General features: G+C 45.8%; 22 protein-coding genes and 2 pseudogenes. 11 read left to right on the top strand and 13 right to left on the bottom strand.

The window, feature by feature from the left end; genetic code table 11:
* Window positions 1-38 precede the first annotated feature (38 nt).
* Window positions 39-5,996, bottom strand: a complete 5,958-nt coding sequence (locus tag GN277_RS00760) for a SpaA isopeptide-forming pilin-related protein (RefSeq protein WP_244324535.1) — start codon at window positions 5,994-5,996, stop codon at window positions 39-41.
* Window positions 5,997-6,552: 556 nt separating this feature from the next.
* Here GN277_RS00760 and GN277_RS00755 point away from each other — a divergent pair.
* Window positions 6,553-7,077 (top strand): AAA family ATPase, encoded by a 525-nt coding sequence (locus GN277_RS00755; RefSeq protein WP_159749044.1) that lies wholly within the window; start codon window positions 6,553-6,555, stop codon window positions 7,075-7,077.
* A gap of 106 nt (window positions 7,078-7,183) precedes the next feature.
* On the opposite strand, the gene GN277_RS00750 is transcribed toward GN277_RS00755, so the two are convergent.
* On the bottom strand, window positions 7,184-7,402 hold the full coding sequence (locus GN277_RS00750; RefSeq protein WP_159749042.1) for a helix-turn-helix domain-containing protein: 219 nt from the start codon (window positions 7,400-7,402) through the stop codon (window positions 7,184-7,186).
* Between the two features lie 188 nt (window positions 7,403-7,590).
* A complete protein-coding gene (locus GN277_RS00745; protein ID WP_159749040.1) occupies window positions 7,591-7,809 on the bottom strand; it encodes a helix-turn-helix domain-containing protein in 219 nt (72 codons plus the stop codon).
* Between the two features lie 107 nt (window positions 7,810-7,916).
* Here GN277_RS00745 and GN277_RS00740 point away from each other — a divergent pair, with 107 nt between their 5' ends.
* Complete coding sequence (locus tag GN277_RS00740) at window positions 7,917-8,327, top strand: hypothetical protein (RefSeq protein ID WP_159749038.1); 411 nt, start codon at window positions 7,917-7,919, stop codon at window positions 8,325-8,327.
* A gap of 63 nt (window positions 8,328-8,390) precedes the next feature.
* Here GN277_RS00740 and GN277_RS00735 read toward each other — a convergent pair whose 3' ends face one another.
* The 10 genes and pseudogenes from GN277_RS00735 to GN277_RS00695 form a co-directional block, all read right to left on the bottom strand.
* The gene (locus GN277_RS00735) at window positions 8,391-8,846 is read right to left on the bottom strand and encodes an RNA polymerase sigma factor (RefSeq protein WP_159749036.1); all 456 of its coding nucleotides are present in this window, start codon (window positions 8,844-8,846) and stop codon (window positions 8,391-8,393) included.
* Window positions 8,843-9,550, bottom strand: coding sequence for a sigma-70 family RNA polymerase sigma factor (locus GN277_RS00730; RefSeq protein WP_244324534.1), 708 nt, complete (start codon window positions 9,548-9,550; stop codon window positions 8,843-8,845). Before GN277_RS00730 ends, GN277_RS00735 begins: the two co-directional genes overlap by 4 nt.
* Window positions 9,551-9,862: 312 nt before the next feature.
* Window positions 9,863-10,216 (bottom strand): helix-turn-helix domain-containing protein, encoded by a 354-nt coding sequence (locus GN277_RS00725; RefSeq protein ID WP_159749034.1) that lies wholly within the window; start codon window positions 10,214-10,216, stop codon window positions 9,863-9,865.
* Window positions 10,217-10,446: 230 nt separating this feature from the next.
* Window positions 10,447-10,803, bottom strand: coding sequence for a DUF6050 family protein (locus GN277_RS00720; RefSeq protein WP_159749032.1), 357 nt, complete (start codon window positions 10,801-10,803; stop codon window positions 10,447-10,449).
* Between the two features lie 84 nt (window positions 10,804-10,887).
* A pseudogene (locus GN277_RS31960) lies at window positions 10,888-12,088 on the bottom strand (DUF6017 domain-containing protein).
* The gene (locus GN277_RS00710) at window positions 12,069-12,965 is read right to left on the bottom strand and encodes a ParB/RepB/Spo0J family partition protein (protein WP_159749030.1); all 897 of its coding nucleotides are present in this window, start codon (window positions 12,963-12,965) and stop codon (window positions 12,069-12,071) included. The pseudogene GN277_RS31960 and the gene GN277_RS00710 overlap by 20 nt, the downstream one beginning before the upstream one ends.
* Window positions 12,955-13,740, bottom strand: a complete 786-nt coding sequence (locus GN277_RS00705) for a ParA family protein (protein WP_159749028.1) — start codon at window positions 13,738-13,740, stop codon at window positions 12,955-12,957. Before GN277_RS00705 ends, GN277_RS00710 begins: the two co-directional genes overlap by 11 nt.
* 26 nt (window positions 13,741-13,766) lie before the next feature.
* Complete coding sequence (locus GN277_RS29230) at window positions 13,767-13,934, bottom strand: hypothetical protein (protein WP_204162683.1); 168 nt, start codon at window positions 13,932-13,934, stop codon at window positions 13,767-13,769.
* The gene (locus GN277_RS00700) at window positions 13,927-14,391 is read right to left on the bottom strand and encodes a DUF6075 family protein (RefSeq protein ID WP_159749026.1); all 465 of its coding nucleotides are present in this window, start codon (window positions 14,389-14,391) and stop codon (window positions 13,927-13,929) included. The genes GN277_RS29230 and GN277_RS00700 overlap by 8 nt, the downstream gene beginning before the upstream one ends.
* A gap of 656 nt (window positions 14,392-15,047) precedes the next feature.
* Window positions 15,048-15,380: pseudogene (locus tag GN277_RS00695) on the bottom strand (nucleoside recognition protein); the annotation flags it as partial.
* 176 nt (window positions 15,381-15,556) lie between these two features.
* On the opposite strand from GN277_RS00695, the gene GN277_RS00690 reads away from it, so the two are divergent.
* The 9 genes from GN277_RS00690 to GN277_RS00650 all read left to right on the top strand — a co-directional run bounded on the left by GN277_RS00690 (window position 15,557) and on the right by GN277_RS00650 (window position 23,199).
* Entirely contained in the window at window positions 15,557-16,885 is a 1,329-nt protein-coding gene (locus GN277_RS00690) for a CCA tRNA nucleotidyltransferase (RefSeq protein WP_204162805.1), read from the top strand.
* A gap of 67 nt (window positions 16,886-16,952) precedes the next feature.
* Complete coding sequence (locus GN277_RS00685) at window positions 16,953-17,966, top strand: CotS family spore coat protein (protein ID WP_159756230.1); 1,014 nt, start codon at window positions 16,953-16,955, stop codon at window positions 17,964-17,966.
* A gap of 44 nt (window positions 17,967-18,010) precedes the next feature.
* Window positions 18,011-19,744: a phospho-sugar mutase gene (locus tag GN277_RS00680; RefSeq protein ID WP_159749022.1), complete on the top strand. Its 1,734-nt coding sequence runs from the start codon at window positions 18,011-18,013 to the stop codon at window positions 19,742-19,744.
* Between the two features lie 142 nt (window positions 19,745-19,886).
* Window positions 19,887-20,195, top strand: coding sequence for an HU family DNA-binding protein (locus GN277_RS00675; protein ID WP_280178632.1), 309 nt, complete (start codon window positions 19,887-19,889; stop codon window positions 20,193-20,195).
* Between the two features lie 196 nt (window positions 20,196-20,391).
* A complete protein-coding gene (locus GN277_RS00670) occupies window positions 20,392-20,631 on the top strand; it encodes an RNA-binding S4 domain-containing protein (RefSeq protein ID WP_159749018.1) in 240 nt (79 codons plus the stop codon).
* 49 nt (window positions 20,632-20,680) lie between these two features.
* Window positions 20,681-20,965, top strand: a complete 285-nt coding sequence (gene yabP / locus GN277_RS00665; RefSeq protein ID WP_159749016.1) for a sporulation protein YabP — start codon at window positions 20,681-20,683, stop codon at window positions 20,963-20,965.
* A gap of 4 nt (window positions 20,966-20,969) precedes the next feature.
* Entirely contained in the window at window positions 20,970-21,323 is a 354-nt protein-coding gene (gene yabQ / locus GN277_RS00660; protein ID WP_159749014.1) for a spore cortex biosynthesis protein YabQ, read from the top strand.
* A gap of 53 nt (window positions 21,324-21,376) precedes the next feature.
* Window positions 21,377-21,700 (top strand): FtsB family cell division protein, encoded by a 324-nt coding sequence (locus GN277_RS00655; protein ID WP_159749012.1) that lies wholly within the window; start codon window positions 21,377-21,379, stop codon window positions 21,698-21,700.
* A gap of 95 nt (window positions 21,701-21,795) precedes the next feature.
* On the top strand, window positions 21,796-23,199 hold the full coding sequence (locus tag GN277_RS00650; protein ID WP_159749010.1) for a SpoIIE family protein phosphatase: 1,404 nt from the start codon (window positions 21,796-21,798) through the stop codon (window positions 23,197-23,199).
* The last annotated feature ends 10 nt before the right edge of the window (window positions 23,200-23,209 follow it).

Genomic DNA, 23,209 nt, shown 5'->3' with positions numbered 1-23,209 from the left:
GTTACAATAACCGATTGTTTGGATTACTCCAAACGCTGTCAGTCCTCCTTCCCTTTTCTGCGGAATATAATCACAGAGCTTGCAATCCCGCAGGCAGCAATCCCGGCCAAGGCAAGCCACAACCAGAGCGGCCTGTCATCCCCGGTTTTCGGAGTCCCGGCAGACGGTGTTTCCGGTTTCGGCGTTTCCTTCGTCTGATCCGGCTCGTCCGGCTTCGCTTCGTCCTTCATCACAACCTTCTGGATTTCCCCGGTATCCTTAATTTCAAACTTCACATCCTCCGCCACAAGATAGCCGTCCGGGGCGCTTTCCTCATGCAGCGTATATTTCCCAATTGGCAGCATTTCCATATAATGCGGCTTATTTTCGGAAGTCCAGCTCTCCACTGTTTTCCCGTCTTTATCCAGGATGGTAAGTTTCGCTCCCGGCAGTACTTTTCCGGCTATGTCTGTTTTGGAAATCTCCACCTTTGTCACATCATCCTTCATCTCCACCTTCTGCACTTCGCCTGTATTCTCCACAGTAAACTCAATGCTCTCGGCAGTCACATATCCGTCTGCAGGCTGCGTTTCGGTCATAGTATATTTTTTGCCGACAACCAATTCTTTTATGATATGCGGCTCCTTGCCGGGAACCCACTCATTCACAAGATTGCCGTCCTCATCCATCACCTGCAGCTTCGCGCCCTCTACCTCCTTGCCATCCGTAAGGGATGTTTTGGTAAACTCAAATACCGTAGGCACGTTTTCAAAAGCAAACTCATAGGAAACGCTTTCTTTTTCCGCATCTTCATAGGTGAAGTCAAATTCCTGTATTTCGCCCTCACTGGTAAATCCCGGAGCCGGGGCGGTTTCCTTCACATAATAGGGAAATCCAATCGGGAGGTCAGCCGCAAATGACAGGTTGCCGTCTTTGTCCGTGGCTTTTTCCTCAATTACCGTACCTGCTTCGATGATTACCTCACCGTCTTTATTGGTAATGTCCTCTTTCGCACAAAGGGCAAAGACCGTCCCTTCCACCGCACGGTCAGAATCTTTCTCGGTTTTCATTACATTGACTTCCGCTTTCTGGCGGTTATTCTGCCAGTCCGTAGAAAAGGTGACAACCGCTGTGTCCTGGTCACGGTAAGTCAGGTCAATCTCCCGGATCTCGCCATCTAAAACATAACCCTCTGCCGTTTCCTTCTCCTTCACATAATATTTCCCAAGAGGGAGATTTTCTAATTTCGCAATCCCGGTATCGTCCGTAATGATCGTGTCCACCAATTCATCCTTTTTATAGTAATCGTCACTCTCCCCGTCTGTCGCCTTTATATCCTCTAAAGCATACACTTCAAAGGCAACGTCTTTCAATGAACCAGTGACGTACTCAAACAGATGCGTGATCCACCCGCCAATGCTGTCCAACAGCGATACATCCTCCAAAAATTCCCCTTCTTTGTTAATCAGGAGCGTACCTGTCGGCACATCGTCTTTCATTTCTACTTTCTGGATTTCAGCGGTATCTCCTACGGTAAACGTGATTTCTTCTGCCTTTAAATATCCATAAGGCGCTAATTCCTCCCGGAGCGTATAGGTTTCCCCTACGGTCAGCCGCTTAATGATATGTTCCTCCCCTTTGACGGATTTCCATGTATCTACGGTGTTTCCATCTTTGTCAAGGACAGTCAGCGTTGCCCCTTCCAGTTCCACGCCTGTTGCAAGGTCTGTCTTTTTGACGGAAACAACAGTCGGCTCGTTTTCAAATTCAGAGACATATTCTGCCACTTTTACATCCTGCCCCTGGTATGCTGCAGATACTTCGATGGTTTCATCGGAAGATACATAGCCTGCTGGAGCCTGTTCCTCCCGGATATAATATTCCCCGAAAGGTAAGTCCAGATTAAAGACTGCCTTTCCATTTTCCTCGGTCATGGCTTCTCCAAGCAGCGTATCTGCTTTTACAATCACTTCCCCATGTGCCAGAATGTCCGCTTTGGCATACAGCCCAAAGACTGCACCTTCTACTGTTGCGCCATTCTCTGCGTCTTTCTTCACCACTGCAATCTCCACCTTCTGGCGGTCATTTTCAAATGTGGCTGTCTGCTCAATAATTGGTGTATTCTGGTCTGCGTAAGCAAAGGTAATAGTCTGCGCCTCCCCATTCAGCACAAACCCTTCCGGGGCTTTTGTTTCCTCTGCCCGGTATGTGCCAAGAGGAAGGTTTTCTATCGACGCTTTCCCATCTTTATCCGTCACCAGTGTTTCTACCAATGCGCCAGAAGCATATTCAAGAATCCGGTTCCCGTTTTCATCTTTCTGAAAATCTGCGGTATAAATATCCTCTGCCGCATAGACATTGAACTCTGCTCCCTCCAGGTTTTCTGTTTCATATCGGAAATCCTTATCATCATACCGGTTCAGCACTTCGCCTTTCTTCACGATATGCAGTTCACCCTTGACCGGATGGTTTTCATAGACAATATCAATGATCACATCCCCCGACACATTGTCCATCTGGTACAGCGTATCGGAATCCACGGACACTTCATAATAATTCTCATTCAGTGTATAACCAAACGGAGCGTTGACTTCCTCTATCCGATAATGACCGATTTTTAAATTCTGCGGCAAAATCAGATAGCCTTCGCTGTCCGTAAAATAAGACTTATGCGTTACCACAGTCGGGTAGGTTGTCACCTGTTCCACATATTTCTCGTTGCCCAAGTCATACACCTTGAACTCTGTATTTTCTGCAAGCACAGCCTTCTTTGTTTCATCATCCTGCTTCACGATCTTCAGCTTCGCTTCAAATTCATCATCCAGAAGCACCCGCCATACCTGCGGCGTTGCCGGCTTATGCTCAGTGACATGCACAAGGAAGTCCTTGACCGGCGTGTAATTATGCGGCGTAGTCGTTTCCTTCACAATGTACGTTCCGAACGGTAAAGAGATACTGCAGGCATAGCCCCGTTCATCGGTGAAGATTTCCGTTGCCCCGTTCTCCCCGATTACCACAGGTTCAGCGGAATCAAAATCATATCCGCCATTTTCTTTCTTATCCAAGGAAGACACCAGCCATGCCGTAAACCCTGCGCCGGATAATAAATCTGCATCGGTTTTCCCATTGTCCGCTGCCTTGATGATCTGGAACGGCTGCTTTTTCACCTGCTCCGGGGATGTGCAGTCACGCTCCACCGTAGCAACCAGATCTCCTTCGTAGTTACACACCAGGTCATACTCCGTTTCATCCGTCAGATAACCCGTGGGCGGCGTGATCTCTTTCACAAAATACTCCCCAAGGTATAAGTCTGTAATCTCTGCCTTGCCCTCTTTATCCGTTGTCAGCGTTCCCACCTGTTCCTCGGCTTTGTAAAGGACGCCTGTCTTTTTATCAGGATGGAGAATGTCATTCCTTGCATATAAGCCGTAAACGGCATGTTCCAGCATTGCGTCCCCCTGCGGAACATTCACGTTAGTCTCCTTATCCTTCTTCTGCAGGCGGATTGTTGCATTCACACGCTCATTGGCAAAGATATGGGAGAATGTCACTTTTGCCTCCCGGTCATTGGTGTAACCAAACCGGAAAGAATACACATCTTCCGTATTCCTCAGATAACCTTCCGGAGCCTGAATTTCTCTCACCTCGTACCCAAACCCAACTGGAAGGTCTGCCGAAAATGCAGCGTTGCCATCCCCATCCGTCGTCACTTTACTAATCAGTGCGCCTTTGGACACAACAACATTCCCGTCTGCATTGGTGATATTTTCTGTGGCATACAGCCCGAAAATCCCGCCTGCCAGACCGTTTCCCGTATCTTTATCCTTCTTTACCACACGCACATCCGCTTTCTGCCTGTCATTTAAGAACGTGGTATCGGAAAATGCCGCCTCCGCCATCTGCCCGGCATAGCTGATCGCCACATCTTTTGTTTCCCCTTTATTATAGAAATTCTTCGGAGCCTGCATTTCTTTTACCCGGTATGTGCCGAGATGCAGGTTTTTCAGCGTCACAGAGCCATTGTCCCCGGTCGTAAGGTTTTCCGCTACCAGCTCCCCGGCTTTATAGACAACAGAGCCGTAAGGCGTGGTAATATCCTTTGCCGCATAGACATTGAATACTGCCCCTTTCTGCCTGCGGCTTTCATAGCGGAATGCTGTGCCGTTCTCATTGGAATCCGCACCCACCAAAACTTCGCCTTCCTTATAAACCGTCAAATTTCCAAGCTGTTCCACATCCGGAACAGTAGTGGAAGTCGTTTTATTCGCTTCCAGCGCCACACGGTAAGCTGTCGCATTATAGCGGTATCCTGCCGGGGCTGTGATCTCCTTCAAATACACCGTATCCTGCGTCATGACAATTTCCACTTCCGACGCACCGTTGCTGTCTGTCGCAGGCATCCTGGTAATCAAGTCCGTGCAACCCTTATCCCGGTAAACGCCGAATACGGCTCCGGAAAGTTTTGCGTTGGCAATGGAATCCACCTTTACCACCTTCACTCTTGCCCGTTCCAGCCAGTCCACAGAAAGGCTTACGGAATTGCCGCTTTCTTCCTCATAATAACTCCCGATGTCCTGTGTAGAGCTTCCCGTGGGAACGACAAGCGCTTTCCATATCACCCGGATACTGCCCTTCATTGCACCGGTATTCCAGTCACCATTGACCGTCACCGGGGCAGTAAAATAAAAACTTGTCCCACCGGGAACACGGACATTTCCCCCGGTCTGTTTGCTCCCGTCTGTTTTATTATGGAACGTTACATCCTTTGGCAACTTAATCATGATGGAATTTCTGGAATCGCCGTTCAGCTTCGTTGTTTCTGTCATCTGTTCCTTGCCGTCATAAGTTGACTTTAAAGATGTTTTGCTCAAGCTGATCTGTGGATCGGGCGGCGCAGGCAGGCTTTCCAGATAATTGATCCATCCAAGCACCCCGCACTCCCGCAAATCATCCATCGTACATCCGGCAAACCCATCCATGCCGCAGTAAAAATAACTGGCCGCAATGTGGGTGAACACATATTTTAAATCCTCCCCAAAGGACGGCATATAGCTTGCGGTCACATCTCCTGTGCCACCGTAACCATAATAGAGCGCTTTCTGCAGGTTCGGATTCCCATCTATGATCTGGGCGGCGTAGTTCCCGGTATTCGGAGTCCCCTTTGCAGACTCCAGGCAGTATGCAATCTTCCCATTTACCGTAAAATAACAGGTGGAATAATTCCCCAGATTGCCAGGATAATAAATATCCCTTCCTTTTACCATTGTTGCGGAACCAGATGTCCTTGCCATCTGCCGGTTCTCCGCAAACAGGAGGATACCTTCCTCTTCTGCAATCATTTCCGCATCCTGCCTTGTATCTTCTGCCTGTTCCATGCCCTCTATGACCGCCTCCATCTCGGCTTCCGTCATGGATTTCTTTGAGATTTCTTCCATATCTGCCGTCTGCCCCGGCAAATTTTCCTCCCCATCTTCTGTACTATCTTCCGAATTGTCAGAATAGCTATTCCCGCTTCCTTCTCCATCTGCCATCGGCTTTTCGGAAGATGATACAGACGCTTTTTCCTTTACAATAATATTCCGGCTGACATGGTAAGATGGACTCTTACTGGAAGGCTCTACAAAATAAACCGCTTTGTAAGTCCCTGCCTTCCCGATGTCAAACTTTTCTCCGCCTTTATCCTTCGCCTCATGGAATGTGATTTTTACTTTATCCGGCGAAAACTCTATGCCGGAGAAATCATTCTCCACGTCAAAGCCGCTGTCAATCTCCACAGTATGATCTCCTGCAGCCACAATTTCATCCGCATCCAGTTTTTCTTTTACCTTCTCCAAAGCCGGGTACTCCGCTTCATAAGCCGCAGGCTCCGACCCCGCCGCATAAGCTCCCACCGGCTGTAAGAAGGCTGACAAGACCGTGGCCGCCGACAGCAGACCGGATACAATCCTCTTTACGTTTCCTTTCAATATATTCTGTCCCTCGCTTTCTTCTTTGTGCAGCTTCATAACTGCCATCATCCTGTCTTTTCCTCTTATTCCCTATCTTCCCATATTCCTGTCTCCCTTCGTTTTATTTGCACTGCCAGCCGATAACAGCACATCAATACAGGAAAGCCCCTGTCCTGGTATCTTCAAACACCCCGGACAAAAAGGCTTCCCTGCATGGCATCTGCTGTTATCCAGCCCGGTTTCCCGGACTGGTTATAATTTTATTGAGCGTTTTCCTGTGTTCTTCCCAGACCCGTTCCCTGCCCCGGCTTCTCTTTCCTGGGGCGTTTCCTCCGGCAAGGCACGCTTACGATGCACACTCAATACTGGGTATCAATCTGGGCAGGCTATGAAATTTTCAAGGTACAGTGAAAGGGGAAATCTTTGACTTGTGGTAGTTGGAAATTATTCAGAAATGTCACCCTTTCACTAATCGCAGGCTGGAAAAGGTAAAATACAAGCAGATTTGAAAACTTTTTTATTTTTTTGTGGATTTTTGTAAATGAACTGAAATATTGAATGAAAAAGACATTTAGATATGCTAAAATATAAACACTGGACAAACCGAGATTTAAGAGAGTGACTTATGGGAACAGGAATTATTATATGTGGTTTAAACGGCACTGGAAAAAGTACACTGGGAAAAGCTCTTGCAGAGAAGTTGCATTTTTATTTTATAGATAATGAAGACTTGTATTTCCCTAAAATAGACCCTGCTTATGTCTATGCGGCTCCACGCACTCGTGAAGAGGTTGAAAAGCTTCTGCTCCGTGAGATTAAAAAACATGAAAATTTTGTTTTTTCGTCTGTAAAGGGTGACTATGAAGAAACTATTTATTCTTTTTTTCAATATGCTGTATTGATTAATGTTCCCAAAGATATTCGGATAGAACGAGTCAAAAAGCGTTCTTTTCAGAAATTTGGCAATAGAATGTTATTTGGCGGGGATTTATATGAGCAGGAAGAACGATTTTTTGATTTCGTCAAATCAAGAACTGAGGATACTGTCGAAAAATGGATATCGTCTTTAAAATGTCCTATCATAAGAATTGACGGAACAAAACCCATTGAAGAAAATATAAATCTTGTAATAGAACAGATACAAAGCTAAATTCGGATTTGTCTATAATTTAAAACCGGAAAAGCGAATACATGCTTACAGAAGCACTTACACAACAAAAGGCTATGGTACATGGCTGATTCCATCCCATAGCCTTTTATTCACCGTATTTTCTTCTGTTATCTGTGATACCCAATATATAATCAACGCTGACATCATACCACTCTGCTAATTTCATCAATGCCCATATCGGTATCTCCCGTGAACCATTTTCATATCTTCTGTATACACCTTCATGGCATCCCAAATATTCAGCTACATCTACCTGTCGTAAATCATGGTCTGTCCTTAAATCCCTGATTCTCCTATAATACATACCACACCTCACCATTCGGTTAGACCTGTGTTTTATCTTACCATTGGTTAAGATGTCTCACTCAAAACCGGACTGTTTGGTTAGGTAGATAAAAAAAACACGAAAAAAGAGAGACAACATGAAACAACTTGCAGAGAGCATAATATGAAAAAAAGAGTTATGACATGAGAAATTAATGTGCCATAACCCTATTCACCATATTTTCTTCTATTGTCTGTAATCCCAAGCATATAATCAACACTGACATCATACCGTTCTGCCAACCTTAGCAATGCCCATAACGGAATTTCCCGCACTCCATTCTCATACCTTCTGTATACACCTTCGTGACATCCTAAAAACTCAGCCACATCTATCTGCCGTAAATCATGGTCTGTCCTCAAATCCCTGATCCGCCTGTAATGCATATCTTACCTCACCGTTTGGTTAGATTCATTCTTTTAAATTTTACCACCAGATGGTATACTTTATTCAAAACCGAACCATTCGGTTAGGTTATTAGAGGTTACGGGAAATGAAGAAAACAGGAATCTTAATTTTATTGTCATGCAGCATAATATGTGGGTGTTCCAAAGAATATATTGAAATGGACGCTATCTCTTCCCACAGCACAACATCCGCCGACTGGTATGAGCTGGATATTGATGTCATTGCCGATGAAGATGATGTATCGGATAAAGAAGCATGTTCCAGGGAAATTATACAGCATATCCTTGACAATGATTTCCACAGTATACACTTTTCTTTTGATGTAAACGGATATCCTAACAATGTGTCCGTAGATGTATTCACTTCTGAAAAAAATGCACAAAAAGATAAGGAAGCCTATTCTTTTGAATACGTTACAGAATTTAATACAGAAAACCCTGATATACAAAATAATATCAAAGACAATCCAGAAGAATTTGAAATACAATACGAATAAATGCCTCTGATTGGCAGGCTCCGCTTTGCGACACGATGTCGCAAAGTGGAAAACCATGTGCTTTCAGAAATATCCCCCTTGAATCCCCTGCTCTTTCATTTTCCGGCACAACTCTTCTAATATCCGTTTCCGGCGGTTCTGTACCGTTTTCCGGCTGCAGCCAAAGATCTTTGCCGTATCTGTTACCGTAGCTTCTGCAAAATACAGCAGCTCAATCAGCCTGGCATCCTCTGTGGGCAGACTTTCCATGACTTCCCTCACTTTATCCCGGCAGATATTCCGCAAAACTGTTTCCTCCAATCCCTCTGCCACATCCTGGAAATGCCCTGAACCATTCCCCCTGCCCTCTAAGCTGTCCAGACTGCATATGCCATGTTTCCGGCTCCGCTCCTTCTGATACCGCTCCCTGCGCCGTGACCGATACCATTCTAAATAAACCTCCCTGGTCACATCCACTAATGTACCGTCCGCCATCCGCAGCACATAATGATCCCGTTCCTTCGGCTGTTTCCCTCTCATGCCCTGCCCTCCCCGTAACATATGCTGCGGGCGGTAAGGTTCTGAAAACCCGGATAATTTTTACGGATACTGCGGACTGCCTGGGAAATCATCGCGGATACCGCCTGCTGGCTGATGCCTAATTCCTTTGAAATCTGCTCCTGTGTTTCTTCCTGCAGGTAGTATTTTTGAATGACATATTTCTGCCTTGCCGATAAAATCTCCAATATTTCTGCCACCGTTTCCTGCTTTGTCAAATGGTCTAACATTGGTTCTGCCAGGCTTTCTACTACCGGCCAATCCTCGGATACAGCGCTGTAAGAAACATTCCAGCTCCGTTCCTTTTCCTCATGGTTCCGGTTCAGCCGGTCTTCGCCTTCCAGTACAAGCCGCAGATACCATTCCCTGTTTTCAAAAAAATGTTCCGGCAGGATAACCGCCTTTCCATCTGCCAGATACAGATAATCCCTGCATGAGTGAAGTAAAAACACTGTGGAATGTTTTCCCACCTGATAAAGCACATAACCGCTCTGATAAGCGGATATTTCCGAATCCAAGCCAAGCCTTTCCTGCGCGATTGCCGATCTGGATGTCCTTAGCTGTTTTGCCGTTGGAAGTTTTACCCCCAAACCCGGCACATCCACAATTTGTTTCAATTCCTGCAATGTCAGCATATATAGCCGCCTTTCTGCCCGAAGGCTGCGGGCGGCTCGGAAAGCTGGCATCACAGGAATCATCCAATACAGCAGGAAGGCAGTAAAAAATGGCTCCCGGCTCGCCCGTTTTTTTTAACGGGAGCCTGAAACTCCTTTTACTGCCCCTGCCAGCCCATATCTTTATCCCTGCATTTTCCTGATAATCCTGGCTTTTTTAGCTGCTTAACTTCTATCCCCCTTCCATCACCGTTTTTCCTGTGGCTGCTTTCTTTTGATGTATCCAGTGTAACAGCCTACCCTTCTGTTTACCCCAACATATATGTGGAGATTTCCGGAAAGGGCAACATATTTGTGGAACTTCAAGAACTGTGGTAAATCACATCACCTGCATTGCCGCAGTCCATCAACCAACGCCTCCATCGTCTGTAAAACCACCGTCTGCTCACTCTGTTTTAGATGCCGGATGCGGCAGAACATCTTCCGGCACCGCCCATCCTCCTTTGTCTGGCTGCTTACGCCAAGAAGCTCGTTCGCATCCACGCCGAGTATCTGCACCATTTTTATAAATATCTCTATGGACATCGCAGACTGCCCGCCCTCAATGCGGCTGACGGTGTTAGCGCTGATCCCTGCCTGTTCCGCAACCTTCTCCTGTGACATGCTGATCTCATTCCTCCGGTCACGGATACGGTTGCCCAATTCAATCAAGTCCTGCGACCCTGCACGATTGCCCAATATGCACCTCCTCCCTGGTCTGAATCTTCTCCCGGAACTTTGCGTCATCGTGTCGTAAAGTGTGCAGCCCGCTTTACATCCGCCATTCCGTCAAGCCCTGTCCCCGGCTTTGCGACACCGTGCCGTAAAGTTGGACAACAAAAAAACAGCCGTGTATCAAGCTGTTTTTACGGATTATTATTCAATTTATGCCTGTATTGCCTGTCCTTTCTATTTCTTTCACGCGCCAATCATGCCCTGCAAGGCTTCCCGGCCATTTTTTTCACTGTCCATCTGAACACTGCCACGACCGCTTTCACCAGATATACTGCGGCCACCAGCAATCTCCAGACAAGAACGATCCCTCCAATCACGCCGCCCACAAGGACATTGAGAAACAGGATGCCCACCGTGCCGCCAATGTCATAGCCTCTCGGGATAATCCAGAAAAACATCCTATGTATGCCAAATGGAATCCCCATGAACCACCACAGGTTCAAATAATTGCACTCCCCATTCTCCATGCACAGCGGACGGAACAATGCCGCCAAAAACAGTGCTGATGCAACCGGGATTACTACTTTTTTTACAAATTCACTTATTTTCATACTTTCCTCCAATCTGTATCTGCATTCAGTATATCACGCTTGACACACCGAAACAATTTTATTCCTAATATTCCCCACACTTTTTCATCCACTCCCATACAGGTCGTGGTTTACCTCCGCCGTATAATAATTGCTTATGGTCAGCGGGGCATTATACAGCGTTGTCAAAAGATACGCCTTGATATTGCCCACCTTCGTTGTATTTGCGCCCAGACAAGTTAAAATATACTCCATATGCCCATGCTCCAGCTTCATAAACCGGTTCTTGACAACCGCCACCGGCTTTTCCACCCCTGCGATCCGCACTGTGCCATTGTCCGGCAGCATCATCACTTCCACCATCAGCTCTACCAGTTCATCCACGTCCTCCCTTCGGTGATAGCGTCCGTCCTGAAAACACTCGTAAGATATGTGTTCCCGGATAATGTCCCGGTAGGCATCCATCTCATCCATCACATCCGGCGCTGTACCAGAGATAGATAGATTGGACTGGATAGGATTAGGATGGATAACAGACACACCAGATTCCGTATCGTTAAGATCTGTCTTGCTATATTCTGTTTCACTAAATTCAGTATCACTTAAATCAGTATTGTTAATATCAGTATCATTAGATTTTGAAAATCGAAGTTCTTGTCTTTTGATTTTCACCATTCTTGAATTGTGATTTTCACCAATCCTTGTTTTTTGATTCTGGAAATTCTTGTTTTTCGATTTTCAAAACTCCTGATTTTTGATTTTCAAAATTCTTGTTTTTTGATTCTGGAAACTCTTGATTTTTGATTTTCAAAATTCTTGTTTTTTGATTTTGGAAAGACTGTGTGCTTCCGCCTGTTTCTTCTACTCCCTGTTCTGGTTTTGTCCCGGTTTCTTGCAGGTTCTCTGGTAATTCATCGGACTCGGGCGATGGCTCAACTTCTTTAATCAAAAAATTCTTCACATAAATAACATTTGGTTTTCCAAGTCCTAAACGCTTCTTTTCAATCAATCCTATCCCACCGTCAGAATCCAGTTCTTTCATCAGCTTTACTGCTTTCTGTGTTTTACAGCACATGAGTTCCATAATCTCTTCCACCGTAAAAATAATATACACCCTGTCCTCTTCGTCAAACCAACGGTTCTTGATGCTAAGGCTCATACGGTCTAATAAAAGACCGTATAAAACCTTCGCTTCACAGGAGAGAGACTTAAAACATTCTGCAGTAAACAGAACCTTCGGAATCCGATAGAACGTGTACTGCTCCGCTTCCATGCCCCGGTAATAATCAAACTGTAATTCCTGCATCTTTCGTCCCTCCCTCCTTCTGCTTCCATTCCTCCAGAAGCGTGTAGATCACATCCTCAATCTGCTCTTTGGAATATCCTGTCGGGAAATAATTGCGGATTTTCTTTGCGGAGATTGTCACATTCACATTTTCTTTCTCTTTCCGGATTAAAACCGCATATACATTCCCTTCCGTCAATTCCCCTGCCTCACTGCCTGCCTTTAACTGCTCTGCCTGCACTTTCGATGGGAATATGCCGCTGTTTCCGATGGCATCCACAACCCATGCCTGTTCTTCCGTTTTCAAGTAAGACAATTTCTCCCCGGCCACCATAGGGATTTTATTTTCATCCACATAATCCAGCAATTCCTCCACCAGTTCCGACAGCCGGATATAACGCTGCACTGTCCTCCCACTGTCCCCGGCGGCTTCCCCGATAGCGTCTGCAGTATATTTCTCCCCCTTGCTTCCCTGATGCTTCATTGCCTCATATTTCATCCGGTACGCTTTTGCCTTTTCACTCGGCAGAATATCTTCTCTTTGGATATTCGTATCCACCATCAGGACTACCGCTGTATCATCATCCATTTCCCGGATAATGACAGGCATTTCCGTAAGCCCTGCAAGCTCGCAGGCCCGCCACCGCCTATGCCCTGCAATGACCTCATAGCCGCCTTCCGGATGCGGGCGCACAATCCCCGGCATTAACACGCCGTACTGCTTAACACTCTCTACCGTTTCCTGCATCTTTTCATCGTCTAGCACCCGGAATGGATGCCCCTTAAACGTATGCAATTCATTTAGGGGAACGGAAGTAACCGTTTCCCCCGCTTCATCTATGCCAAATAAATCATCAAAGCTGTTCAGCTTCACCTTCTCTGCGCTCTTACTTTTCATCCGCAAGCACCTCCTGTGTCAGTGAGTGGTAGCCGCCTGCCACAATCCCCTTTGGGTCATGGAGATAAATGCTTTTCCCCTCTGCCGTGGTTTCCGCAGCCTTTACGGACAATGGGATGCAGTTCTCAAAAATATGTACCCTGTTCCCATATACCTCCCGGATCTGCGCTGAAATGTCCCTTGCGAAGTTTGTCCTGCGGTCTACCTTTGTCAGCAGAATCCCCATGATGTTAAGCGCCGGGTTCAGCTTCCTGTGAACCCGTCCAATCGTCTTGATAAGCTGCTGAAGCCCCTTGACCGGGAGATACGCCGCCTCCACCGGAATCAGTACGCTGTCTGCCGCTACAAGGGCGTTTATTGTTATCATTCCAAGCGAAGGCATACAATCAATAATCACAAAGTCATACTCCCTCTTTACGCTGTTCAGATACTGGCGCAGTATCGTTTCCCGGCTCATGACATTTACCAGGGCCGTTTCCAAGCCTGCCAGTTCGATATTTGCCGGGATAAAATCAATCCCTTCCCCATGGTGGATAATCCCCTCGCCAGGCTCTGCATCTTCATCATTGATGACCTTTTCCATGATATTCACTAACGTCACATCCAGCTCGTCCGGCTCCGCAATCCCCAGGCTCACTGCCATGCTGCCCTGCGCATCTGCCTCTACCAACAATACTTTCTTGCCTGCCCTTGCAAGCCCGATCCCTAAATTCACACACGTTGTAGTCTTGCCCACTCCGCCTTTCTGGTTTGCCACTGCGATCACTCTGCACATAGATACTTTCCTCCTGATTCTCTAATCTATTTTTCTGTTCTCTCCACTTCCGCATACACACGGAAATATTTATTTGTCCCTTTGTTTACAAACGGTTCTGATACCGACTTCACATCTACATCCTCCTGCCGCTCTAAAAGCCGCCGGAACCAGTGAAGGTCTTTCTTTGTCCCCTGCATCCTGATTTTAAGCATATAAATCCTCCATATCCACATAAAAACAGTATTCCGGATAGCGGAGCTTGACTGCCTCCCAAAAATATCTGGCATAGCCGCAGCAGAATAAATCTTCCACTGTATAACAGCGGTACTCCTTTAACTGTTCCTCCACATCCTCCGTATCATAGACGCTTGGCGTTCCATTACAATAGAGATTAAACGCCATCCGTACAATTTTCGCACTTCCGCTAGTCTGCCAGCCTTCATGCAGGCACTCCGTTTTTACGCATCCTGTTTTAAAATCATAAATTCTGTCTACATTTACCCTTGTGTCACTGCTAATCCCAAGGCAGTATATCAATGCCTTATGGTACACATCCTGATATCTGCACTTCTGCAGATATTCTTTATAAAATTTTTTGTGTTCATCGTTTTTGAAAGTAATTGTGCGAGTATCTTTCTTTTCTGCACCTTTCGCTGTAATTGCTGCCATAGCCTGTCCTCCTTATAACCAATACTTCCTTGATGATAATGTCTTTATATGTATTCTTGACAAATCATCTTTCGGATTTTTTAATCCGCTGGTCAGCCGTTTAATGCAATTGATTCTAGCTTCACAGCTGATTCTTTCAATTAATTCACACCTTTTCCATCCTTTTCATAGACATCAAACTGTTTTATAATATTCTTCTGCTGTTGCTACATTGTAATTCTTGGGAGCTACACTCCCAAACCCTTGTGGATTCGTGCTGCCAGTTACCCAAAAAGCGGCTAACTGTCAACCCGAATTCGTTTTTTGTCTTACTAACATTTTTTAGTTACATCAATATCAATTAAAACAAAAATAGGACTAAGCTAGTTTTATGACGTTAAGTCAATTCACTAATTTAGTCCTATCTAAATTAAAAAATATTCAGTTTTTGCCGTCCTACCCTCCTTTGTGGCAGACAAGATAAACGCTTCCATAGCCTTTAGACTCTCCACGTTCCATTAGTGACATGTTTTCCATTTTTCTCTTAAAATCGGCGCCGTCCAGATAAAAAATGAAGCACTTCTGTTAAAAAGTTGCATTTTTTCATTAGGACTAAATCGGTGGAAACCTTTGATTTTTCAATGATTTCTTCAACCTGTCACTATTATAACTCAATGCCCTGCCGGCGTCGCCGCCCACCCAAGCCCCAGCACATTGGCAATAATATTTGTAGTAATATGCTCCTGAGCCGGATGGTCGCCTGGAAGCTCCGGAAACAGAAAATTTACGAGGGGCCGTATCCTTCGGGATGCCGCACGGATGATTCCCGCCTTGGTGGCAATCTCCATCAGCCCCACCCAGAAGGACATGACCCCCATCATAGTAATGCAAAGGGTAATGGCCTCCTTGGATGAATCAAGGGCGGCGTTGGTAATATCCGGCATCCTTCCGGTAAAAGCGCCAAATATGATACCAATCAATATCATACCCGCCCAAAGATAGTTCAACATCTGCAACACCTTCTTATTGCTTTTACCTATACCATATGCAGACTGACTAAGTAATAGAATATAGTTGATTTCTGTATATTTTCATATTATATTATGATAATAAATGATAGTATTTATCCATCTTATGAGGCAAGGGTGGAAAATCAGAGAGACTTGGAGGAGATATTGTGGAAAATCTGCGAATCACGCTGCCTGAGAGAGTAGACAGAATCATTACCATACTACAGAATCATGGATACGAGGCATATGCAGTAGGCGGATGCGTCAGGGATTCAATCCTTGGAAGGAGGCCAGAGGATTGGGATATCACCACATCAGCTATGCCGGAGGAGACGAAGGCATTATTCCATAGGACTTTCGATACGGGGATTGAGCATGGGACGGTTACTGTGCTTATGGGGGATGAAGGCTTTGAAGTAACGACCTACCGAATTGACGGGGAGTATGAGGACAGCCGCCATCCAAAAGAAGTGATGTTTACCAGGAATCTGAAAGAAGACTTATTGAGAAGGGATTTTACCATCAATGCCATGGCATACAACGAAAAGGACGGGCTGGTGGATATTTTCGGCGGAATCAGGGATATAAAGGACAATGTGATTCGATGCGTGGGAAATGCTAGGGAGAGGTTCTCTGAGGATGCCCTGAGGATTTTGAGGGGAGTACGTTTTGCATCGCAGCTTGGATTTAGGATTGAGGAAGGTACAAGGCGTGGAATGGAAAAGCTTGCGCATACTCTAAAAAAAATCAGTGCAGAGCGCATTCAGGCAGAGCTTGTGAAAATAGTTATGTCCGACAGACCGGAATTGCTGCGGGATGCATATGAACTGGGAATTACGGGAGTATTTCTGCCGGAATTTGACCGTATTATGGAAACGGACCAGGAGACGCCGCACCACATGTATTCTGTGGGCGGGCATACACTTCATGCCATGAAAAATGTTCGGGCAGATAAGGTGTTAAGGCTGACCATGCTTCTCCATGATATGGGAAAGCCTGCTCTTAAGACGATAGATGAGGAGGGCGTGGCACATTTTAAACGACACGCCGAAGAAAGCCAGGTGATTGCAAAGGATGTATTAAAACGGTTGAAATTCGATAACGACACCTTAAACAAGGTGACACGGCTGGTCTGCTTTCATGACTACCGGATGCCGGCAACGGCAAAGAATGTGCGTCGGGCCATGAATCAGATTGGAGAGGATTTGTTTCCATACTATATGGAAGTGCGCCGAGCGGATGTACTGGCACAGAGTATGTACAGACGGGACGAGAAGATAAAGAATCTGGAGGAAATTGAGGAATTATATCAGGAGATTGTACAGGCAAATCAGTGCGTGGCCCTGAAGGACCTGGCAGTATCGGGGAAAGACCTGATTGGGCTTGGGATGAAGCCAGGAAAGGAGATTGGCGCGTGTTTAAATAAATTATTGGAACGGGTTATAGAGGAACCGAAGTATAACGAGAAAGAAAAATTGTTGAAGGTGGCTTCAGAATGGATGTAAGCTGCATATTTTTCACATTCCCATCATACGTTAGAGAGAATATGTAATGTAAGTGCAGGGGATGGATATGCAGGAGTATGAACTAAATGTATTAGAACAGTATGATGTAGAAGTCAGCGGCACCCGCAAGACGAGGGGTGCTGTTTTATGCGACTCAGACCAGGGGCTTCTGCTGCTGAAGGAAGTTAAGGTGTCAGAAAAGCGTATTCCTGCGTTGTATGAGTTGCATGAGTATCTTAATGAGCAAGGATATACCCGAACAGACAGAATCATACAGACAAAGGAAGGGGAATATCTTGCCGCATCGGAGGATGGATGCCAATATCTGCTGAAATCCTGGTTCCAGGGGCGGGAGTGTGATATTAAGAAACCGGCCGAGCTGCTTGCGGCGTCAGGAAATTTGGCAAAGCTGCATGTATTGATGTGCAGAAGTCTGGCAAACAGCGTTGCGCCAGGGGCGCATCTGGGAGAGGAATATCTTCGTCACAACCGAGAATTAAAGAAAGTGCGGAAATTCATGCGCGGGATATCGCCTAAGGGAGAGTTTGAGTCAGCTTTTCTGAAATATTTTGAGCAAATGTATCAGTGGGCAGATTGTGCGATCAATGAGCTGGAGAATTCTGATTACGACAAAATCTATCGGGAGAGCGTGGAAAAGGGCTGTATGACTCACGGGGAGTATAACTATCATAATATCTTGATGCTTTCGGCAGAACACAGCCACAGGCGGGAGCCATACCAGATTGCGGTTACGAATTTTGAAAAATTCAAGAGGGATGTACAGGTGGAGGATTTATATTATTTTCTGCGGAAGGTGATGGAGAAGCAGGGGTGGAAGGTTCGCCTCGGTGACAATATGCTGAATACATATTCGGCAATCCGTCCCCTTTCCAGGGAAGAAATGGAGTATCTGAAGGTGAGGCTTATCTATCCAGAGAAATTCTGGAAGGTTGCCAATTCCTACTATCATTCCAATAAAGCGTGGATTTCCGCAAAGAGTATTGAGAAGCTTAGTATGGCAATTCGGCAGACGGAGGAAAAGAAGCGGTTTTTAGAAGATATATTTTCTTTTCATTTGTAGATTCCTGTTGTATAATAGAATCATTAAGGACAGGAGGTACAAAAATGGAATACCGTGAAAGATATGAAGGATGGCTGAATGACCCATACTTTGATGATGCAACAAAGGAAGAATTAAGAAGCATTGCTAATGATGATAACGAGATCAAGGAGCGTTTTTATAAGGATTTGGAATTCGGTACGGCGGGCCTTAGGGGAATCATCGGTGCAGGAACGAACCGCATGAACATTTATACGGTAAGGAAGGCAACTCAGGGACTTGCGAACTACATAATCAGCAAGGATGGACAGAAGAAGGGTGTAGCAATCGCATATGATTCCCGCCGTATGTCTCCGGAATTTGCAGACGAGGCGGCTCTCTGCCTTGGGGCGAACGGAATTAAGGCCTACGTGTTCGACTCTCTGCGTCCTACGCCGGAGTTGTCTTATGCAGTACGTTCTCTTGGATGTATCGCTGGCATTAACATTACGGCAAGCCACAATCCGCCAGAGTATAATGGATACAAGGTATACTGGGAGGATGGCGCACAGATTACGCCTCCTCACGATAAAGGCATCATGGATGAGGTAAAGGCTGTTGAAGACTACAATACAGTCAAGACCATGGGGCTTGAGGAAGCCAAGGCGGCAGGAATGTATGAAGTTATCGGCTCGTCAGTAGACGACGGTTATATTGCAGAGCTTAAGAAGCAGGTAATCCATCAGGATTCTATCGACGCAGTTGGAAATGAGCTCAAGATTGTATACAGCCCTCTTCACGGAACAGGCAATATTCCGGCAAGGCGTATTTTGGAAGAACTTGGCTTTAAGAATGTTTATGTTGTAAAGGAGCAGGAATTGCCAGACGGTGAATTCCCGACTGTTTCTTATCCGAATCCGGAGGCGAAGGAAGCATTTGAACTGGGATTGAAGCTTGCGAAGGAAGTAGATGCAGATCTGGTGCTTGCCACCGATCCGGATGCAGACCGTCTCGGCGTATATGTGAAGGATGCAAAGTCAGGCGAGTATAAGGTACTGACAGGTAATATGTCCGGCTGTCTCCTTGCAGATTATGAGATTGGACAGCGCAAAGCGACAAAGGGGCTTCCAGAGGACGGATATCTGATTAAGACCATTGTTACATCCAATCTGGCAGATGCCATTGCAAAGGGCTATGATATCGGATTGATTGAAGTGCTGACCGGTTTCAAGTTTATCGGGCAGCAGATTCTGGGATTTGAGACAACCGGTAAGGGCTCTTATCTCTTTGGCTTTGAGGAGAGCTATGGCTGTCTGATTGGAACCCATGCAAGGGATAAGGATGCGATTGTTGCGACTATGGCGCTGTGCGAGGCGGCTGCCTACTATAAGACCCAGGGCAAGACGCTGTGGGACGCTATGGTGGACATGTATGACAAGTACGGCTATTATAAAGATGATATCCAATCCATTACATTAAAGGGAATCGAAGGATTACAGAAGATTCAGGAGATTCTGGAAACGCTGCGCAAGAATCCACCGGCAGAGGTGGGAGGATACAAGGTTGTGAAGGCAAGAGATTACCAGGCAGAGACAATCAAGGATATCGCTACAGGTGAAGTGACAGGAACCGGTCTGCCGAAGTCCAATGTTCTTTACTATGACCTGACGGACGACGCATGGCTGTGTGTAAGACCATCTGGAACAGAGCCGAAAGTGAAGTTCTACTATGGTATTAAGGGAAGCTCTCTTGCAGATGCAGATGAAAAGTCAGCGAAGCTTGGTGAAGAAGTTCTGTCCATGATTAACAAGATGCTTTAGAATTCCGAAAAACCCTGAAAATACGGTGAAAACCCAATAATTTGCCTTGACATTTATCAGGAAAGCAGTTATAACTGTATCTATAGGTCTTTGTGCGACGTTTGTGTGGGGACCGCATAATAGATAATAGAATAAATAAGGGATTCTATATGTAAACAAGAGGAGGAAATTATCCATGAACAAGACAGAATTAGTTGCAGCGATTGCTGACCAGGCAGAATTATCTAAGAAGGATTCTGAAAAAGCGTTAAAGGCTTTTATTGATGTAGTAACAGATGAATTAAAGAAAGAGCACAAGGTTCAGTTAGTTGGATTTGGTACTTTTGAAGTAAGCAAGAGAGAGGCAAGAGAAGGAAGGAATCCGCAGACTGGCAAGACGATGAAGATTGAGGCTTGCAAGGCTCCGAAGTTCAAAGCTGGTAAAGCGCTTAAGGACGCTGTCAACGAGTAATTCATTTTGTATAGGTAATCGGCAGGGATGGAGTAGGATATATGTTGTGTCGGTTGCCGGACATGGGGATTAGGATGCCGCGGGGGTCGGATAGGACCTTCGGGCATCCTTTTTTATTATCGTATATCTAAAGGGCACACCGTAATACATGCCCTTGGGTATACGATTTTATACGATAAAGAAAGGGAAATATTTCATGAGATTAGATAAATTTTTAAAAGTATCACGTCTGATTAAGCGCAGGACTGTCGCTAATGAAGCGTGCGACGCAGGGCGAGTGACCGTGAACGGCCAGGTGGCAAAGGCTTCCGTGAAGGTAAAGGTTGGAGATGTGATTGAGATTCAGTTTGGTACAAAGACGGTAAAAGTAGAGGTTTTGGACATTCAGGATACTACAAAGAAGGAAGAAGCAAAAGACTTGTTCAAATATTTGTAATATTTGGCGGCAGCCTTTCATATGATTATTAAGAAAGGTTGTGAAGCGCATGGAAGAAAGAACCGTACAGAAAAATCATAAGCTGGTGATTAATAACCGAAAGACCAGCATGGTGACCGGTGTGATCGATGTGTTATCTTTTGACTTGAATGAGATTCTTCTGGAGACAGAGCAGGGGATGATGATGGTGAAGGGAACAGATCTGCATGTCAACCGGCTGAGTGTGGAAAAGGGAGAGGTGGACCTCTCTGGAAATATTGACAGTGTTGCCTATTCAGACGTCCAGGCGCATGCAAAGCAGCAGGAGAACCTGTTCTCAAAGCTGTTCAGGTGACGCTATGATGGGAATCAGAGAGGAAATGATGGTGTTCCTGGCAGCAGTAGTATCCGGTGGGATTGTGAGGCTTATCTATCAATGTATCCGCTGCTTCCGTCGGATTGTCAGCCATACCCTTGCGGCCATTGGCGCAGAGGATTTAATTTTCTGGATGGGCTCTGCTGTCTATATGTTTGTGCAGATTTACCATACAAGTGATGGTAGTATTCGCTGGTATTTTATACTAGGTGTTGGGCTTGGAGTGATTTTGATGTGGGTTTTTCTCGACAGAGAGGAAAAACTATTCAAAAAGATTTACGGCAATAAAGAGAAAGATTTGCGCCAGGGGCTTGATAAAAAAGAAGAAAAAAGTTAAGATAAGGGTGAGTATAACGGGCAGGGGTGCCTGTAAATAAGGGTGAAAATTATATGGGTAATACAGAGAAGAAACGTCCGAAGAAGCATCGGAGGAGGCGTATGCAGCGCCATAAGAGGAGTGTGCTGGCGGTCAGCGCAGTCGTTTTGCTTTTGTTTGCGGTTGTGACGGCTAACAGTATATCCCTCAGAGCCAAAGAAAAGGAATATCTGGGGCAAGAGCAGGATTTGGAACAACAGATTAAGGAAGAAAAAGCGCGCGCGGAAGAAATTGATGAGCTTCGCGAGTATGTGGGGACAGACCAGTATGTGGAAGACGTTGCGCGGGATAAACTGGGATTGGTTCACGAGAACGAGATTATACTAAAAGAAAAATAATAGACAGAGGATAAGCTTTAGGAGATGTTCCTAAGGCTTTTTATTTTTTGTTTTTTGAAAATTATGTCTGAAAACCGTTGAAAGGGGAGTAAAAAATGGTGGAAATAAAGGAAAAGACGGCATTTATCAATCCATATGTCGTACAGATGGACAAGTTTGCAGATTCTTTGGTGCATTTGTCAAAAACATTTCTTACGCTGGAGGATTATAAAGGAACATTTTCAAAGGAGGAAGTTGAGGAGATGTTCCTGAAGGTTACGGATAAAGTCTGTGAGAACTGTGAGAAAAGGGAGTGGTGTCTGGGGGAGAATCGGGTCCATACATATCAGATGCTCTATGAAATTCTCTGTACTGTGGAGGACTTTGGCGCAGAGTTAAGCGTCGAATTAAAAAGGAGCCTGCAGAAAAGGTGTATCATGGCGCCAAGATTTTTGCGGGAGACGCTGGAAACCTTTGAACATGCAAAAAAAATAATGATGTGGAGCAACAAGATTGTAGAGAATCGGGAGGGCTATGCGCAGCAGTTGAACCGTTTTGCAGAAATGATTCAGCATACCACCCGCGAGCTGGATGCCGGAATTTTTGAGGACGAGCATCTGGAAAAACGTCTGAAGACTCAGCTTCGTAAAGGCGGGGCAAGAATGTTGTCATCTGTGTTTTATATGACGGCTCAGGGAAAATATGAGATTCATCTTACTGTAAAGTCCATGAAGGGACATGTAATCGCCACGAAGGAGTTGGCTTCTGTTGTGGGCTCATGTACGGGAAGAACCATGACGCCTCAGATGGGGGAGCGTCCTCTTGTGGGGGAGGAATACTGTACGGTTGCCTGTGTGGAAAGCGCCAGATATCACACCCTCCAGGGGGTTGCGAAGATTGGAAAGGGCTGCGGAAAGATTTCTGGCGATACCTTTCTCATGACAGACCTTCCGGGCGGCAAAAAGGGAATTGCCCTTTCTGACGGTATGGGTTCTGGTGAGGAGGCGTTTAAGGAGAGTAAGATGGTGGTTGAAATGCTGGAGGAGCTTCTGGAGGCAGGCTTCCCTGTCACAATGGCAATCCAGTTGATGAATACGGCGTTAGTGATTGCGCGTGAGGAGGTGCGTTTTTCCACCATTGATGCCAGTCTGTTTGATTTGTACAGCGGAACCTGCGAGTTTGTGAAGGCGGGAGCTTCGACTACGTTTATCAAGAGGAAGGATTCTGTCGAAGCAATTACCTCTACCTCTCTGCCTGTGGGTGTGATTCGTGAGCTTGAGCTTGAGCCTGTGGAGAGGAAGCTTGAGTCAGGGGATTATGTGATTATGGTGACAGACGGTGTCATGGATGCGTTGCCGGTAGGGGAGCAGGAAACATTGATGAAGAAGTTTATCCAGGATGGGGATATTGTGAATCCGAAGGAGTTGGCTCATCATATTCTGGAGCAGGTGCTGGCATGGACAGAGGAGGTGCCCGTGGATGATATGACGGTGCTGGTAATCGGAATGTGGAAACTTTAGCTTGCTTTTT

The organism is Sporofaciens musculi (genome assembly GCF_009830285.1).
GTDB classification, from domain to species: Bacteria; Bacillota; Clostridia; order Lachnospirales; family Lachnospiraceae; genus Sporofaciens; species Sporofaciens musculi.
Note: the sequence above shows the minus strand (reverse complement) of the source record. Positions and strands in the feature narration are given on the sequence as shown.